Genomic DNA, 15,927 nt, shown 5'->3' with positions numbered 1-15,927 from the left:
TCTTAAACAATTTGAAGAAAGCTGCTTCAGTTTTAAAATTGCTACACAAAACACAAAACGCCCCTGCATTGTGGTCCATTACATTATCTGGTGAACGCCTACTCCGATTAGCAAAAAACCTGCCGCTAATGAAGAGTATTTACCGAAAAGTTTTGACACGATTCCAATTCCTATAATATTCCCAAGAAAAATCATAATATAGCCCCAGGCGGCAATACTTATAACTGTTGTCCACAAGGTGGCAGAATTTGCAATGGTGGCACTGAAACCGCTTGCTACGTTTGTGAACGATAAACCAATTCCTAAGAGGACCCCTTGTTTAATTCCAGGCCTATGTAATTCGACTTTAGAAGTACGCTTGTAAATAAGAGGATGTAAGTAAGCAGAATACAAAGTAAATGACCCGATTCCACATAATACAGCACAAGATACGAATTGAGCTGTATTTAGAGAAGTGTAGTGGCTGATGACCTCGCCCATATACGCGCCTAACAGTGCCGTACAAGCTCCGAGCAAATTAATAACCATGTTTATCCTATGCGGAAACTTAATTTTTTGAATTCCATAAGCGATGCCAACACTTGTATTGTCAAGATTTGATCCGATGCCAATTAAATTCGCGATGATAAAAGCATTGAGCCAGTTCATTTTTATCACCTTATCCCCTCTATACGTTTTTCCCCCATCTCAGGAACATCCCTGTTCCCTGTCGGTATCAACATTATTATTTTAGAACACCTTCGTCTTATGCTGGCTTCCAAGCTAATTTTTTTTAAAATTTTGGGGGGATAATAACAAAGAGGTCATGGACATGAAAATCAACTTTAGTAAGCTCCTGTTCCTGGGGCTTGAAACACAAAGAAAACAGACTCAATTATTACCAAAGTAAAAATAAAAAACAGAGGAAACCTACGTTATGTAGGGAGATTACCTACAATTCAAAACGAAGGAGAAACAAAATGAAAAAAATCGCTACCTTAGCTTTATCTGTTTGCGTTATTTGTTCATCAGCTCCTGCTTTTGCCGCTGGTATTCAAGCCGGAGTAAAAGCAGAAGGCGGTAAACAAGGTGTAGGCATACACGGTGGGGTACAAGTAAAAGGAACTCAAGGAACTCAGGGTGCACATGCTAAAAAGGGCACAGCAGGTACTCGAGCAACAACTCCGGCTAAACAACCAGGAACTACTACAGGACAACCTGCAATGCCGAAGACAGGTGCAGGCGGAGCAAGTGATACCGAGTAACCGAAATGGGAAAAGAGGCCACACCTCTTTTCCCTTTTATCTGCCGGGAGCGTAATATGAAACAAAACCTCTTTATGTTTCTATGTTCTGTTCTCATTTTTTTATCAGGATGCTCAGGAACTTCTATTCAACAAGAAAACACACCAAAAAGTGAACAGCCGGTAAAAAGCCAGCAGTCGCAAATCGATCACAAGAGCCATTTACAAACTCAGAAATTAACCGCCACCAAATCCATTAAAAAAAGCGGCATCATGCCTTCCCGCTTGCAGATCCCTGCAATTCATCTGGATACCCGGGTAGAACCCGTAGGTATCCTTAGCAACGGACAAATGGGCGTGCCGGCTTCTTTTAGTACGGTTGGTATTTTAAGCCCATGGACACTGGCAGGCGAGCATGGAAATGCCGTGATAGCCGGGCATTTGGACCACTTCACTGGACCAGCGGTTTTTTATAATTTAAGGAATTTAAAATCAGGGGATAAAGTGATTGTCTCGAATGAAGCCGGAAACAAGCTGATTTTTACAGTAAAAGAAGTAAAGGCATATAAGGTACATGAAGCACCGCTTGAAAAGATCTTTGGAAAATCCGACAAAAGTCAATTAAATCTTATTACATGTGCCGGAAAGTATAACAAAAAAACAAAAGAGCATGCCAAGCGGCTTGTTGTGTTCACTGAACTGGCAACACCAGAAAATCAGCCCCCCCTGCAGAATGGATCAAGAGTGGTACGAATACTGCAGCTGTAATTACGCCATAACAACTCGGCAACAGGTGTACCAACTTTTGGTGCATCTTTTTCCTGTGTTTTCCCCCTTACACTAACTTTGTTTTTATATAATGAACAACATCCACTAATTGTGTGTTATTGCATTTTATTAAATCTTTTTCAGACATCGCAATTCCATGATCAAAAATAAAGTCAGCAACCCGGTATGCCGCATCGGAATTGCTTTCCGCTAAAAAATATTCGTTAAAATTTTTCTCAAAGTTGTCAAAGCTTGAATTCGGATCTTTAATTCTATTGATTATCCTGCGCAAATCTTCAGCTTCAACATCTTTTAGCTCCCTCATTTCATAACCCTTCCTTTCTTATGCTGAATTGTAGTACGCACAGCTCTATATGCTACAATATCATGCAGAATGACGCCCAAAAATGGACTGGTCATCATTTTATCAGAAAACGAAAGGAATTTGCCAGTTGCCAGACCCAAAAACATTAAGAATGCCGAACCTGTCCTAACTATTAGTCTAAACCAATGTTCCTGTTGTAGCTTTCATAGACTTGACGGGCAATTACAGCTGCCGAACCCGCACCATATCCCCCTTCTGGAACCACTACGGCAACAGCTAATTTAGGCCTATCAATCGGTGCATAAGAAATAAAGACACCGTTTGAAGCTGAACCATACTTATACCAGTTATTGGAATCTGTAGATTTAACAAAAATATCTTGATCGGATGTACCTGTCTTTGCCGCGATGTGAAAGGGGAAACCTGCAAACACCCTTCCGGCTGTACCGTTTTTCGACACTCGGCCCATTCCCTCCCGAATGGTTTTCCAATAGATGTCTGGTTCATAAAACCTGCTTAGCACTTGCGGGTTAAATCGTCGTACAGTATTTCCATTTCGATCTACAATGCGGTCTACGATCTGAGGCTGTATACGAATTCCGTTATTAGCCAGCGTCGCCGCATACTGTGCCAGCTGCAGCACTGTATAGTGAGTTTGTTGGCCGAAAGAAGACTGCACCATGGCCGCAAGTGATCCATATACCTTATCCATGGTTAAAAAATCTTGGATGCCCTTGCTTTCAAACGGTAAATCAACTTTGGTTTTTACGCCTAGCCCAAACGCCTGATGGTACGTTTTCATGATGGAGATAGCCTTTTTTCCATATTTCTGTTGTGTTAAATCTCCAATACGTGCAACATAAGTGTTCGACGACTTCTCCAGGGCCTTTTGGGGTGTGAGAAATCCATAAATATCATAGCTATCGTTATGGACACTATCACTGCCCCTTCCATAATGATAATCACCCTGGTCCAGCCACTTATCTTGTGGCGATATAATTTTTTCACCTAAACCCATCATAAGGGTGGCGGGTTTTATAACAGATCCCGTTGGTACCAGAGAACTTGGATGTTTCGCAACCTCCGTTTCCGCATCTTTGCCAGTAAGCGGACGTACATCATAGGGAGCACTACGAATGGTTCCATTTAGGAGCGAATATTGTATTTGATTATAATCATTTGTATCTAACAAGTTTTTCGTCCAAATATTAGGGTCATATTCCGGATAACTAATCATGGCAACAATTTTACCCGTCTTAACTTCCATGGCAACGGCATAAGCGGTCCGCGGGTGGTTGCTTCCTTTATTTTTCAGTGCGGGCAAGAAGCGCTTGATGAAATCGCGTGACTCCAGTTGAACACGTTCATCCAGGGTAAGAAAAAGGCTATTCCCCTGTTGAGGAATAATCTGCCCAATTTCTTTTTGGATTTGCTGATCAGCGGTTATTTGGTATAAATGGGAGCCATTTTTTCCTTGTAAGTATTTTTCATATGAGAATTCAACCCCATCAAAACCCACCATTTGATCGGGCTCTACCAGGTCTGTTTTATCCATATAATCAATAATGCGTGACGTCTGTGCAACTCCGTATTTTCGGACATATCCCACCGTCTGCACAGCAACCTGTTTTTCGTTATAGACTCGAATCGGTTTTACTTCTACATGGACTCCAGGAAAATCCAATCTGTGTTCAGATAAGAATGCTATCTGATGAGGGGAAAGGTCATATTTTAAATCTTTGGTTGAAAACTTAGACATTTGGCGCCCTGTTTCCACCATACATCCATTCTGCATTTTCCAGCCACAATCCATTAGGTTGAGTATTTTTTTGCGGTCCATTCCAAGGACAGGTTCCAGTTTAGTGGCCAATTTCAGGAATTCCACCTTTGTCATCCTATCTGTTTCTTTAAATACCGCCGTATATGTACCTTTACTAGTGGCAATCATATTCCCTCTTCTGTCATAAATATTTCCACGCATAGCCGGAATTACCATTTTGATATTGGATTTCTGGTTAGCTATTTCTGTGTACTGTGAGCCATTTGCAATTTGAATATAAGCAAGCCGCAAAATTATAATAGAGAAAGAAAAAAAAGCTAGAAATAAAAGTAGATTAAATCTTATCGCTAAAAATTTTTGGAAATCTTGCTCCTGCAATGTATTTTTGCTCCTTTGCAGAGGATTTGGAACCAATCTTATCCCTTATCCTCCCCATTTGCCTGGAAGGTATCCCAAGAGCAGGTTTTTTTATGTCACACACTCCTAACCACAAAACCAAACAAGAAGATAATAAACGGGACCAGTATTTTAAAGACCGGGCTGGGACTGACGAAGCAAGGATCCATGTTGTACCGTATGACAAGGAAGGATGGGCGGTGAAAACAGAGGGTAAAGACAAGCCTGATTACATGACCGGCTTAAAGCCAGAAGCGGTGAAGGAAGCCAAACTAATGGCAGAAGAAGCCGGGATCATGGTTCATCGGCATTTACATTTGCACTCTACAATTACGCGTAATAAAAGAACCTATTTTAATTAATGCGATACTTCTCCATAAACACCATGCTCAAGTCCAAACCAACTTCCTCTGTCCTGAATAGTTGGAAGCCCCACTTTTCATACAGAAAAATATTTTTCTGACTTTTGCTGCCTGTGAATACTTCATATCTTATTGCGGTACTGAAAAAGTCTTCTACTTTTTCCATCAACTTTTTACCAATTCCCTGATTCTGATAGTTAGGATGCACAAACAATTTCCCTACATAGCAAGTACCTGCATTGAAATAACCCCTGACTGAACCGATAATAGCATCATCAATGAGAGCCTTAAACACTGCCTGTTCCCGAATTTGCTTTTTGAGACTTTCTAAGGATTGGACGAGTGGTTCAATCGTATAGTCGTTATAGATTTGGGCTTCACTTAAATAAGCCATTTTTTGAAGCACAAGTAGTTCTTTAGCGTCAGATACGATGGCTCTCTGGATTATCATCTCTCCACCTCCAAAACGAGCTTCTCTTCTAATTATAATTATTTACAATTTTGTGACTTATGCATTTATGGGGTTTAGATAGACAAACACAAAATGAAAAAGCACCACAAGGGTGCGTTTAAAGTTAAACAACGGGTGCTTTTTACATACCAGATACTTAAGATAAACCGAATAAATTACCGTCTTTATCAATATCCATATGCAGAGCTGCAGGTTGCTTTGGAAGACCAGGCATCGTCATCATATCACCTGTTATGGCTACAATAAAACCTGCTTCAAGAGAGGGCCTTAATTCCCGTACGGTGATTTCGAAATCACGGGGACGTCCAATTAAAGTAGGATTATCAGAGAAGGAATATTGTGTTTTCGCCATACAGATAGGCAATTTATCCCAACCTAATTTTTGAAAGTTTTCTACTTGTTTTTTGGCTTGATCCGTGAATACGGCCCCTTTCCCTCCATAGACAATCCGAACGATTTTTTTAATTTTATCTGGAATGGAATCATCACTATTATAAAGCGAACGAAAGTGATTTTTATTACTATGTATCGTTGCGATTACTTTCTGCGCGAGACCTATTCCTCCCACCCCTCCTTGTTCCCAGATTTCTGTTAAAGCAAGTGGGATATTTTTTTCTTGACAGAGCGCTTGAAGAGCCTTTAACTCTGCCTCCGAATCTGTCCACTTGCTCTTTATTTATCACAGGGCCAATTCAAGTAGACTCCCTTAAATGGATCTCCCACCTTCAATTCTCGCACAAGCTTTACAAATTCATTCACAAACCAATCGTAAATTTCTTTTTATACAAATACGGGAATATTAACATTTAATATGAGCACTTTAAAAAGGAAACAGGCGAACAAGAACCTTTCTATAGATTCATTTGAGGCTTGACATATAAACAGAGGTGATCTTCTTATGACCCATGTAAAAGTGAAAGATGGTTACTTACATTACATCATCCAGGGAAAAGGAATCCCACTTATTTTTATTCATCCACCCGTCCTTAGTAGTGTCAATTTTAAGTATCAACTCGATGAGTTATCAAAATTTTTTACGATCATTGTATTCGACATAAGAGGCCACGGAAAAAGCCACGCCTCCAAACAGACATTAACCTATCCACTCATTGTCGAAGATATCAAACAAATTATGGACCATCTAAGCGTGGAAAAAGCATTCATATGTGGTTATTCAACGGGCGGTTCTATTGCCCTTGAGTTTTTATTAACCGCTCCTGAACGGGCATTAGGTGCCATTATCGTTAGCGGAATATCAGAGGTTAACGATTTTCGGCTAAAAAAGAGAATGTCGGTAGGGGCTTCACTTGCCAAGATGGGGGCAATTTATACGCTAGCCTTTTCTATTGCTTGGACAAATTCCGATACTTTTGGGTTGTTCTGGAAATTATTAAGAGACGCTAAAAAAACGAACATTAACAATGCTAAAGAATATTATCTATACAGTTTGACCTACAACTGTACAGATCAGCTAAAGGCTATTCCCTTCCCAGTTTTATTGGTATACGGAGCTGAGGATAAAGATTTTCATACTTATGGGATGCTCCTGCATAAAAACCTACCCAATAATGAATTGGTTTGGATACCTGGAGTTAAACATCAGATTCCAACATTGGCTCATCATCAATTAAATAGCCTAATCAAGCAGTTTGTGTTTACCTCCTCTAGTTCTCATGCAAAAACGTAATCACTTCGACTTCACCTGATCCATTTTACTGCCCTGAATAGGATTGCTGCCATCGGTTCTTTTATGCCCAACCAATGTAAACCAGGTTACACCGGCAATCACTAATAAAGTACCAATAATTTGTACTAGGGTAACACCAACCCCGAGTAATACGAATGCCAATATGGCTGTAAAAATGGGATTGAAATTAAGAAATATTCCAGCTCGTGTTGGTCCTACTCCTTTAATCCCAACGTTCCATAGTATTGTAGCGATAACGGTTCCACCAATTACGGAATACAACATGTAACTCCAGAATGTAGCATTGGGATGTATCAGATGAACAGGTAAATTAAAAGGAAGCATGATTACTACGCCAAAAATAGATGCCCAAAGTGTGGACATATAGGGTGAAACGTACTGCATCGCCTTGCGACCAGCCACCGCAAACAGCCCCCAGGTTACCACCGCGGCCAACATCCATAAATCTCCTACATTAAATCGGAAATGAGCCAATCTGGTCCATTGGCCATTGGAAATAACGACAATCACCCCGATAAGCGATATCAACATCCCAATAATTTGTTTTAGAGATAACCTTTCTTTAAAAAACAAGTAAGCAGCAATAGCAATGGCAATCGGATTTATGGCTGTTAACAGACCTACGTCATCTGGTGAGGTCCTTTGTAGTGCTATGTATGTAAAAATGTTGAATAAAGACAGACCAGTGGCTCCCATGACAAAAAGAAATGGAATGCTTCTAAGTGGCGGGAGCAGCTTACGTTCTTTCATCCATACAAGGCCAATCAGCAACGGTATCGCTAAGAGCAATCTAAGGTCTGTAACAGTGAGAGGTGATGTATACCTAACAAGAACCTTTCCAGAAACAAAGTTACCAGCATAAAGTAAACTGGTTAAAAGTAAAAACAAATAGTACAAAATTCTTTAACCTCCCTTTTATAATATTAATTGAAAATTTTGATTTAAGTCCCGGTTTTCCCTAGTTACTACCCACTGATCACTTTAAATCAGGAGTAATTTTCCAATTATAGAACGTAAACAATTCTGTGTCAATTGTGCGTCAGGTTATTCTTCATCGTTGCCTGTATAGTAAGCATGAACCAATCACTTCACTAACTTCCCCATCTTTCATGATAGGTTGTAAAGAAGCTAAATAATAGACTCCGTTTATTTTCCCCTCGTATTTTACATCGAGTTGCCCATCCCATGCTCTTTTATAATATTCCAGTTTCCTATTTGCTTCATGTATTGGTAAAAAATCAAACAATTCTTTGCCAACCACCTGACTTTTGCTTAATCCTTACAATAATACCAATTATATCGGTAACAACCTAAGTAAAATAACATTCCTTTTTTCAGGCATCCTCTCCCAACGTTGGATACATAATAGCAGTGATAACAGCCACTTATCAAGCAGCAGCAAATTTCATATTTTATCAAACGCTCCTCGTCGGCATATGCCTTATCTCCTTTGTGTTTCAAGCGATGCTGGTGAAAATTGTGTTATATTGCCGTTCATTGAGGGAGAAAATAAACTAAGTGAAGCGGCACCGAAAACCCATAAAGTCTTTCCAAAAATGTTGGATGGGGTACATAATAATCTGCATCTGTAGAGGTGTCGAAATTGCAAATAGCTGAACCTATAAAAGATACCTGATAAAAGGAGCTGGATATGTTTGAACGTGATACAACGAATGTGGTCAGGTCCGGTCAGGCGGCGACGAGCACATAGGCTGCAACATCTCGAAATGCTCTACCGGCAGAAACGTAATCATGAAAAATCCCTGGCCACTTTGTACGAAACGATTCCGCAAATTCCGAATTTAAGGATCCGCAAGAAGTTTTCAGACGAAGCGGAGAGCTTAGTGGGTATAATTGAAACGCTCGATAAGGAGATCAAGCTGCTGGAGACGAAATGGAAGTAGAAATGGAAGTAATTCAATATTAAAAACTTTTGGGGTGTCCATAAATAGGCGCCCTTTTTCACAAATTGCTTTGTAGCAAAAAGAAGTAAGTATTCCTCTGCGATTTTTTGACTTACTGTAAAAACCCGATAAACGGTTATATGGCCGAATATCGGGTTTCTGATTAGGAGTTAACTTTATGAGGTCAAATCACTGGAGTCTGCAAAAATCATCATCGGAGGAGTAGGTAGGAATTTCATAAGATTTGACACATCTGCGTATAACGCCTGACCTTCTGGTGATTGGAGAGATTCATTCATTAGTTCTCGATTTTCAAAACCAAACTGGACAACGAAATAGAGTTCAATATCAAAATTGTGTACTTCAAAAGAGCGCATGATCGATACATCCTTAACATTTGGCAGTTTTTCGACTAGTGGTAAATGAATTCCAAAATAATATTCCTCAAACGCTGCCTGGTCATCCGGTTTAGGTAAAAGTACAGTGATTTTTGTCATCTTCAAACTCCTCTTTATAAATTTTTTGTTCTTATTAAACTTACTATATTTTTTATATTTTTAACATTCCATATAACAAAAAGTGTTAATATTAAATATATTCTTATATGAGTTCACCTCTTCCCCATTGGTTATTTTTCATAACAAAGCGGAATAAAATAGTATGAATTAACTATCAAGGAATGTAATTCACAAAAAGACAAAGGAGCGAAGAACAATAGGATGCTTTTTAAAGAAGTCAAATTATTAGGCACCATGCTATTCATTCTATTAGCGGGGTGCCAACATACTACCAGCAATAAACAGCAACCAGCGGGAAATCAAAACACTGTTATTTCCTCTTCAGAATCTTCGCCTAATACATCGGTGACGACAACAAATCAGCAGACACAGGCAGGTGTTACAAATCATTCACACAGCCAAACTACGAAAACACTCCCTCCTGTTAAAAAGCAGTTCCTCAATATCCGAATGGATAAAATCACAGCCTTGAGGCTGGTGAATGCCCGATCGGGATGGGTAGCAGGAGAAGGCTGGATTGCTAAAACAGAAAACGAAGGCAAGACGTGGACAGTACAATATCGACAAGCCGGAACGATCCATCAAGTGTTTGCTTTGAACAGTACAGATGTATGGGCCACCATTTCTTCCAGTTACAATTTGCTCCACTCAACAGACGGAGGAAAACATTGGATTTCGATAGGTAAGGTTCCGAACCATGGTTTTCTACATTTCATTTCGAATAATGAAGGATTCAGCGGTAATGCTGAAACAGTAAATGGAGGAAAAAGCTGGACTGCACTTCCTGTACCTCCTCATGCTGTAGGTTATCCTTATTTCCACGATAAAGATTATGGTTGGATTGTGACGCAAGAAACAGATCAGATACATGTTCAACGAACTAAAGATGGCGGTAAAACGTGGCTCACCGTTATGTCTCGTAAAACCCAGAATCCGATTAATGATGCGCAAGTCCAATCCGCTGGTATAGATGATGCATGGATTAAATTGGTGGGTGATTCAGGAATGTCTCAAACCTCTTACTCTTTATTTCATACCATTAATGGCGGTAAGAATTGGCGTACCGTAATTGCTAACTCGACGGCGGGCGGTGGTGCTGCACCAGGTTTTCCTATGGGTTATATAGAAGGCCCAAAAAATTCTGGTTCTAAACCAGGAGCCATGTACGTTGTCGATTCACGAGTTACATTTATGGGAGGACAATGTGATTCATGTGATAAACCCAATACGATTGGCTGGACAACAGATGGTGGGCAAACCTGGGTGAATGGTAAACAATCATTTGCAGGTTACGGTACACAGCTGATAGGTATGGTTGATGCCAAACATGGGTGGTGGATTTGTACAGATAACGCTAGGCCGTCCGTCATGTATGCCACATCAAGCGGCGGTAATAATTGGAGATTGGTGCACACGTTTGACCAACCAAAACAAACTCAATAATTAGAGGCTAACATGCACTTACAAAATCATAGAATTTCTCCTCAAATCTCCCATTCCAAGTACATAATGCCACAGTTTCACAATAATAAAGTCAATACCAAGTCATTATCTATTTATGTAAAAGATCCCCATAAGTGGTTCAACTGGGGATCTATCCTGATGCACCAGGGTTCCAGTTAGAGAACTAAAAACACCGGGCACAACCACCGCAACGGAAGAAGCCTCCACAACGGAAAAAGAAACCACCGCAACCAAAGCAACCGCCGCAACCAAAGCAACCGGCACAACCGAAGCAGCTAAAAAACCCGAAACCAACACATAGTCGAGTGTCATTAGTTGTATACTGTGTTTCAGCCCTAACAGGAATCATGGGTCCCGCCTGAAATCCAGCTACACTTAATTTCTGAAGTTCTTTTTGGAAATCATCCATCTTATAACCTCCATCTGTCACAAATAAGGTAGGTAGGCATGTATAACCTAAGGGAGCATACATCGAAGACAATTACAAAAAATAAACGGGTAAATCCTCCAAATTTTGAATACTTCCTTGTGACAGCGTATGAAAAAACATGGGCGATGGTTACGGGTTGAAGTTACTTTTCGAAAAACTTCTCAATCGGTAAAAATAAATCATATTGGTTAAATACGATTCAGAGCAACTTAGCTGCAGTCAAGTGAAAACCTCTCAATAAAATATAAAAAGCGCTTAGCTGTATCAAGCGCTTATTTGACTATGTATGAAAGCTGCTTTATTTGGGCAGCAGCCATGCCCCTGCGATCCATACCTTAACCGTTTGCAGTCACGGTCTTGGGAGGTACAATTATTTACTTGCTTTATTTACCCCTAAAGCAATGGTGAGTTAATAATTGTTTTGGGGAGATACAGAGTTATAACATAGTATGCATATTGAACGGACAAGTGTTAGGTTCTTGTCTTTCTTTATGAAATTGTTCGTTTTACTAGGAATTTTTGTCATCATTAATAGACGCTTTACTCAGGCAGCGCCAAAGTTCAAGAAATGTGCAGTAAAGTGAAAAAAACGGATAGGTCTTCACCCATATAAGCCCAAATGAATAACGTGTTTTTCAAGAGACTTTTACTAAATTGGGGGAATCTGTGTGGGGCACTATGTTAGAGTAGAACCAGATGTAAAAATTTATGTGGAAGATATTGAGCCAGGGTGTGGGAAGCCAATTTTATTTATACACGGTTGGCCAGCAAACCACAAGTTGTTTGAATATCAGTTTGATGTACTTCCCACGATGGGATATCGATGTATCGGAGTCGATATCAGAGGCTTCGGTAAATCAGATAAGCCTTGGGGAGGATACTCCTACGATAGATTGGCAGATGACATTCGATGTGTAGTTGAAGCACTTCAATTACAGAACTTTACACTTGCAGGCCATTCCGTGGGAGGAGCGATTGCCATTCGATACATGGCTCGGCATTATGGATATGGAGTATCTAAACTTGCCCTTATTGCTGCTGCCGCTCCTAGTTTTACTAAACGGCCTGATTTCCCATATGGGTTACCAAAAGAAGATGTAAATAAACTCATTATAGAAACATATAATGACCGTCCTAAAATGTTGGAGCGATTCGGGGACATGTTTTTCTTTCAATATGTAACGAAGCCTTTTTCGGATTGGTTTTTCCAAATGGGACTAGAGGCAGCGGGTCACTCCACTGCGGCGCTTGCAGCCTCACTCCGAGATGAAAGCTTGTTTTCCGATGTAGGAACAATATACGTTCCTACTTTAATTCTCCATGCTATTCATGATAAAGTTTCTCTATTTCCACTTGCTATGTCCCTCAATAATGGAATTAAAAACTCCAAACTTGTGACATTTGAAAACAGTGGGCACGGATTGTTCTGGGAAGAACGTGATAAGTTTAACAAGGAATTGATACAATTTATAGGATAGTATGGTAATTCATTCGAAATATTCCAACTGATTTTTTAATAAAAGATTACTTTCGGAAAAACGACCCTATTTATGGACAGTTTTTACAATCGGTATTCCTTCGATTACAGAACAAAAAAGACGTTTCCGAATCAGTAATTGTTACTGATTCGAATGGAAACGTCATTATAAATAAAAACACTCAATCCATACATAGATTCCGATGCAATTAATCACAATTATAGCTGAAACTTCTATTACTATAAATGAAGGTTATGTATCTAGTAATCTAAAAGTGGGCCACCGTAGTCACCGAAAATTCCCCCATTATATAATTAAACCCTACAGATATTATTTCATAATGTGGGGAGCCTGGAGTGTTGATTACGTTGAGAAAGAAACAGGAAGTCTTACTGATGTACTTAAGGGAGGCAAAGTCGCAAAGGGAGATTGCAAGAGAGACAGGGATTGACCGCAAGACGGTAAGCAAATATATAAAAGAATATGAGAATAAAAAGATTGAAGTGGAACAATGTGGTGATTCTGTACATACAGGAGAATTGATCCAGGAACTTGTGGAGGCCCCAAAGTATAAGGTGGGCATTCGTCAAAAGCGAGTGATGACGAAGGAAATAGAACAAAAGATAATACGATACCTTGAAGAAAATGAACAAAAGCGGAAGAAAGGGCTGCGAAAACAACTAAAAAAACCTATTGATATTTTTGAAGCGCTAGAGGCAGAAGATATCGGAGTCAGTTACAGTACCGTCCTTCGGACCATCAGGCAGCTGGAGAAAAAAACAAAGGAAGCATTTATAAAAGGCACTTATCTACCCGGTGATATATGTGAATTCGACTGGGGCGAAGTGAAGGTCAAAATAGCGGGAAAATGGCGTAAGCTGCAGATGGCTGTTTTCACTTCGGCTTTTGGAAATTATCGCATGGCCTACCTGTTCATGACCCAGAAGATGGAGTGTTTCCAGGAAGCACATGCCCTCTTCTTCCAGAACACCGGCGGTGTTTACCAAACCATGGTCTACGACAATATGAGAGTCGCCGTCAAACGGTTTGTCGGAACTGAAAAGGAACCTACCGATGGGCTAATGAAGCTATCCCTGTATTATGGATTCAGACATCGCTTTTGTAATGTAAGGAAAGGAAATGAAAAAGGACACGTTGAGCGGAGCGTTGAGGTCGTTCGAAGAAAGGCGTTTGCTTTTCAGGATAGCTTTGCATCTTTGGAAGAAGCAAATGAATACTTAATGAAAGTCTGTGAGCGGCGAAACCGAAAATCCCAGCCATCCCAACAAAACCATACTGCCGAAGAGTGTCTGGAAATCGAGCAAGATGAATTCCTCCCCCTTCCCCCTCCATTCGATGCCGCACGAATCCAAAACGTGCGTGTCGACAAGTATTCGACGGTAGTAATTGATCAAAGCCATTATTCGGTCCCCGATCATTTGGTTGGCGAAATTGTAAAGGTGAAAGCCTACTCAAACCGGATTATTTTTTTCCACGAAGAAAAAAGAATAGCTGAGCATCTTCGCCTGACAGGATGCCATGAATGGAGTGTGCACTTGGAGCATTATCTTGAAACACTAAAGAAAAAGCCTGGTGCATTAGCTGGTAGCACAGCATTACAACAGGCAGACAAAAAGATAAAATCAATTTATACGACTTATTATAGCAGTCGGGAGAAGGAATTTATAGAGTTGATGCAGTTTTTGAAGGAAGAATCAAGCATAGCCGAGATTGAACAGAGCATCACGAAACTCAAAAAGATCAATGCAAGCCATGTGACGACGGATAAGATAAAGATTCTTTGTGCCAAAAACAGAGAGATAAAGCCTCTTGACTCTGCCCTTTCAAAGGAAACAAAGGACATCAGTGAACAATCGAAAGCACATTTGAAAATGTACGATGCCCTGTTCAAGACGGAAGAAGTAGGGAACAAGGAGGCCATCGCATGAGCAAACAGAAGGAATGGGCGGAAGAAATCTTCAATTACAGCAAGGATCTTAGGCTCCCCATCGTCCGCCAGTGCTTCCAGGAACTGATCAAAGAGGCGAATCAAAAGGATGCGAGCTATGAGGAATTCCTGGCAGCCTTATTGCAAAAAGAGTGGGACTCCCGACAGGATTCCGCGCAATACAACAGGATCCGGAGGGCTGAGTTCCCTTATAAGAAGCATTTGGAGGATCTATCGGTGTATGATTTGCCGGAAGATGCCCAAAAGAAATACAAGCGTTTGAAGACCCTTGAATTCATCAAGGAAGGCAGGAACCTCATCCTAGCCGGAAACCCCGGAACCGGAAAGACACATATGGCAATAGGCTTAGGGATGAAGGCGTGTGTAGAGGGTTATAAGGTTTGGTTCACGACCGTCCCACTATTGATCAACCAAATCAAGGAGTGCCGGTCCGAGAGGACCCTTCGGGCTTTCCAGAAACGCTTTGAGAAATACGACTTGGTCATCGCTGACGAGATGGGATATATCTCCTTCGACAAGGAAGGGGCGGAATTATTGTTCACGCACCTCTCTCTCCGTGCGGGGCAGAAATCCACCATCATCACAACAAACCTATCATTTGAGAGATGGGAGGAAATATTCCAGGATCCCGTGATGACGGCAGCCATGATTGACCGGCTTACCCACCAGGCTTATCTTGTCAATATGAACGGGAATTCCTATCGAATGAAACAAACCAAGGAATGGCTGGAAAAGCAGCAACTGGTGTAGCGGAAACCGAAAGTTGATGAATGAATTACTAACCAAGTTGGAATACTTCCCTTTCTAATGGAAAAATAGACATTCCTGCGCCTAAACGGAAAACTTAGGCGGGGGAATTTTAAATGATTAAGTGGGGGAATTTTGAGTTGACAAATACATATTACTATAAATGAAGGTTAGATACTGGGGCAGTTTAAGATAACGGAAAAGCAAAAAAATTAGTGTAAAGCCGTATTATCTACAGGTACATCTGACACACAGAAGAAGCCTACGTCATAAGTTACTAAAGATTATATAATGGATTATTGCTGAGTAATCCGAAACAAGAAGAGAGTATTCGTACACGACAACCTGCATGTAGGACCAGAACTGATAAATGCACTGCGGAAG

General features: G+C 40.5%; 17 protein-coding genes. 9 read left to right on the top strand and 8 right to left on the bottom strand.

Annotated features, from left to right (window positions below; all coding sequences use genetic code 11):
- Positions 1–78: 78 nt before the first annotated feature.
- A complete protein-coding gene (locus PP175_RS10750; protein WP_272442746.1) occupies positions 79–648 on the bottom strand; it encodes a manganese efflux pump MntP in 570 nt (189 codons plus the stop codon).
- Positions 649–959: 311 nt separating this feature from the next.
- On the opposite strand from PP175_RS10750, the gene PP175_RS10745 reads away from it, so the two are divergent.
- Together PP175_RS10745 and PP175_RS10740 are read left to right on the top strand one after the other, a co-directional pair.
- Positions 960–1,244, top strand: coding sequence for a hypothetical protein (locus PP175_RS10745; protein WP_272442744.1), 285 nt, complete (start codon positions 960–962; stop codon positions 1,242–1,244).
- A 56-nt stretch (positions 1,245–1,300) separates the two neighbouring features.
- Positions 1,301–1,990 (top strand): class F sortase, encoded by a 690-nt coding sequence (locus tag PP175_RS10740; protein ID WP_272442743.1) that lies wholly within the window; start codon positions 1,301–1,303, stop codon positions 1,988–1,990.
- A 67-nt stretch (positions 1,991–2,057) separates the two neighbouring features.
- On the opposite strand, the gene PP175_RS10735 is transcribed toward PP175_RS10740, so the two are convergent.
- Complete coding sequence (locus PP175_RS10735; protein ID WP_272442742.1) at positions 2,058–2,315, bottom strand: hypothetical protein; 258 nt, start codon at positions 2,313–2,315, stop codon at positions 2,058–2,060.
- A gap of 172 nt (positions 2,316–2,487) precedes the next feature.
- The gene (locus PP175_RS10730; RefSeq protein ID WP_272442741.1) at positions 2,488–4,473 is read right to left on the bottom strand and encodes a peptidoglycan D,D-transpeptidase FtsI family protein; all 1,986 of its coding nucleotides are present in this window, start codon (positions 4,471–4,473) and stop codon (positions 2,488–2,490) included.
- 92 nt (positions 4,474–4,565) lie between these two features.
- On the opposite strand from PP175_RS10730, the gene PP175_RS10725 reads away from it, so the two are divergent.
- A complete protein-coding gene (locus PP175_RS10725; RefSeq protein ID WP_272442739.1) occupies positions 4,566–4,853 on the top strand; it encodes a DUF2188 domain-containing protein in 288 nt (95 codons plus the stop codon).
- On the opposite strand, the gene PP175_RS10720 is transcribed toward PP175_RS10725, so the two are convergent.
- Positions 4,846–5,304 carry a GNAT family N-acetyltransferase gene (locus PP175_RS10720; RefSeq protein WP_272442737.1) on the bottom strand — a complete coding sequence of 153 codons (459 nt, stop codon included), beginning with the start codon at positions 5,302–5,304 and terminating at the stop codon, positions 4,846–4,848. The genes PP175_RS10725 and PP175_RS10720 overlap by 8 nt on opposite strands.
- Before the next feature lie 157 nt (positions 5,305–5,461).
- Positions 5,462–6,001, bottom strand: a complete 540-nt coding sequence (locus tag PP175_RS10715; protein ID WP_272443239.1) for a formate--tetrahydrofolate ligase — start codon at positions 5,999–6,001, stop codon at positions 5,462–5,464.
- A gap of 222 nt (positions 6,002–6,223) precedes the next feature.
- Between PP175_RS10715 and PP175_RS10710 the strand changes: the two genes are divergently transcribed.
- Complete coding sequence (locus tag PP175_RS10710; protein WP_272442735.1) at positions 6,224–7,012, top strand: alpha/beta fold hydrolase; 789 nt, start codon at positions 6,224–6,226, stop codon at positions 7,010–7,012.
- On the opposite strand, the gene PP175_RS10705 is transcribed toward PP175_RS10710, so the two are convergent.
- Positions 7,013–7,930 carry a DMT family transporter gene (locus PP175_RS10705; RefSeq protein ID WP_272442733.1) on the bottom strand — a complete coding sequence of 306 codons (918 nt, stop codon included), beginning with the start codon at positions 7,928–7,930 and terminating at the stop codon, positions 7,013–7,015. It abuts the gene before it with no gap.
- A 764-nt stretch (positions 7,931–8,694) separates the two neighbouring features.
- Here PP175_RS10705 and PP175_RS10700 point away from each other — a divergent pair.
- Positions 8,695–8,937, top strand: coding sequence for a hypothetical protein (locus PP175_RS10700; protein ID WP_272442732.1), 243 nt, complete (start codon positions 8,695–8,697; stop codon positions 8,935–8,937).
- A 176-nt stretch (positions 8,938–9,113) separates the two neighbouring features.
- On the opposite strand, the gene PP175_RS10695 is transcribed toward PP175_RS10700, so the two are convergent.
- Positions 9,114–9,434: an EthD family reductase gene (locus PP175_RS10695; protein ID WP_272442731.1), complete on the bottom strand. Its 321-nt coding sequence runs from the start codon at positions 9,432–9,434 to the stop codon at positions 9,114–9,116.
- Positions 9,435–9,656: 222 nt separating this feature from the next.
- Between PP175_RS10695 and PP175_RS10690 the strand changes: the two genes are divergently transcribed.
- A complete protein-coding gene (locus tag PP175_RS10690) occupies positions 9,657–10,898 on the top strand; it encodes a hypothetical protein (protein WP_272442730.1) in 1,242 nt (413 codons plus the stop codon).
- 184 nt (positions 10,899–11,082) lie between these two features.
- Here the strand turns inward: PP175_RS10690 and PP175_RS10685 are convergent, their stop codons facing one another.
- Entirely contained in the window at positions 11,083–11,328 is a 246-nt protein-coding gene (locus tag PP175_RS10685; protein ID WP_272442728.1) for a heterocycloanthracin/sonorensin family bacteriocin, read from the bottom strand.
- A 689-nt stretch (positions 11,329–12,017) separates the two neighbouring features.
- On the opposite strand from PP175_RS10685, the gene PP175_RS10680 reads away from it, so the two are divergent.
- The 3 genes from PP175_RS10680 (at position 12,018) to istB (ending at position 15,546) form a co-directional block, all read left to right on the top strand.
- Positions 12,018–12,827, top strand: coding sequence for an alpha/beta fold hydrolase (locus tag PP175_RS10680; protein ID WP_272442727.1), 810 nt, complete (start codon positions 12,018–12,020; stop codon positions 12,825–12,827).
- A gap of 359 nt (positions 12,828–13,186) precedes the next feature.
- Positions 13,187–14,776: an IS21 family transposase gene (gene istA / locus PP175_RS10675; protein WP_272440506.1), complete on the top strand. Its 1,590-nt coding sequence runs from the start codon at positions 13,187–13,189 to the stop codon at positions 14,774–14,776.
- Positions 14,773–15,546 (top strand): IS21-like element helper ATPase IstB, encoded by a 774-nt coding sequence (gene istB, locus PP175_RS10670; protein ID WP_272439675.1) that lies wholly within the window; start codon positions 14,773–14,775, stop codon positions 15,544–15,546. The genes istA and istB overlap by 4 nt, the downstream gene beginning before the upstream one ends.
- The last annotated feature ends 381 nt before the right edge of the window (positions 15,547–15,927 follow it).

The organism is Aneurinibacillus sp. Ricciae_BoGa-3, from assembly GCF_028421645.1.
In the GTDB taxonomy this organism is placed as follows: Bacteria; Bacillota; Bacilli; order Aneurinibacillales; family Aneurinibacillaceae; genus Aneurinibacillus_B.
This window is presented reverse-complemented; position numbering and strand designations above follow the sequence as displayed.

What these genes read in the sequence shown, in the direction of transcription:
- PP175_RS10750 (WP_272442746.1), bottom strand. Translation starts at nt 648, where the DNA reads ATGAACTGGCTCAATGCTTTTATCATCGCGAATTTAATTGGCATCGGA.
- PP175_RS10745 (WP_272442744.1), top strand. Translation starts at nt 960, where the DNA reads ATGAAAAAAATCGCTACCTTAGCTTTATCTGTTTGCGTTATTTGTTCA.
- PP175_RS10740 (WP_272442743.1), top strand. Translation starts at nt 1,301, where the DNA reads ATGAAACAAAACCTCTTTATGTTTCTATGTTCTGTTCTCATTTTTTTA.
- PP175_RS10735 (WP_272442742.1), bottom strand. Translation starts at nt 2,315, where the DNA reads ATGAGGGAGCTAAAAGATGTTGAAGCTGAAGATTTGCGCAGGATAATC.
- PP175_RS10725 (WP_272442739.1), top strand. Translation starts at nt 4,566, where the DNA reads ATGTCACACACTCCTAACCACAAAACCAAACAAGAAGATAATAAACGG.
- PP175_RS10720 (WP_272442737.1), bottom strand. Translation starts at nt 5,304, where the DNA reads ATGATAATCCAGAGAGCCATCGTATCTGACGCTAAAGAACTACTTGTG.
- PP175_RS10710 (WP_272442735.1), top strand. Translation starts at nt 6,224, where the DNA reads ATGACCCATGTAAAAGTGAAAGATGGTTACTTACATTACATCATCCAG.
- PP175_RS10695 (WP_272442731.1), bottom strand. Translation starts at nt 9,434, where the DNA reads ATGACAAAAATCACTGTACTTTTACCTAAACCGGATGACCAGGCAGCG.
- PP175_RS10690 (WP_272442730.1), top strand. Translation starts at nt 9,657, where the DNA reads ATGCTTTTTAAAGAAGTCAAATTATTAGGCACCATGCTATTCATTCTA.
- PP175_RS10685 (WP_272442728.1), bottom strand. Translation starts at nt 11,328, where the DNA reads ATGGATGATTTCCAAAAAGAACTTCAGAAATTAAGTGTAGCTGGATTT.
- istB (WP_272439675.1), top strand. Translation starts at nt 14,773, where the DNA reads ATGAGCAAACAGAAGGAATGGGCGGAAGAAATCTTCAATTACAGCAAG.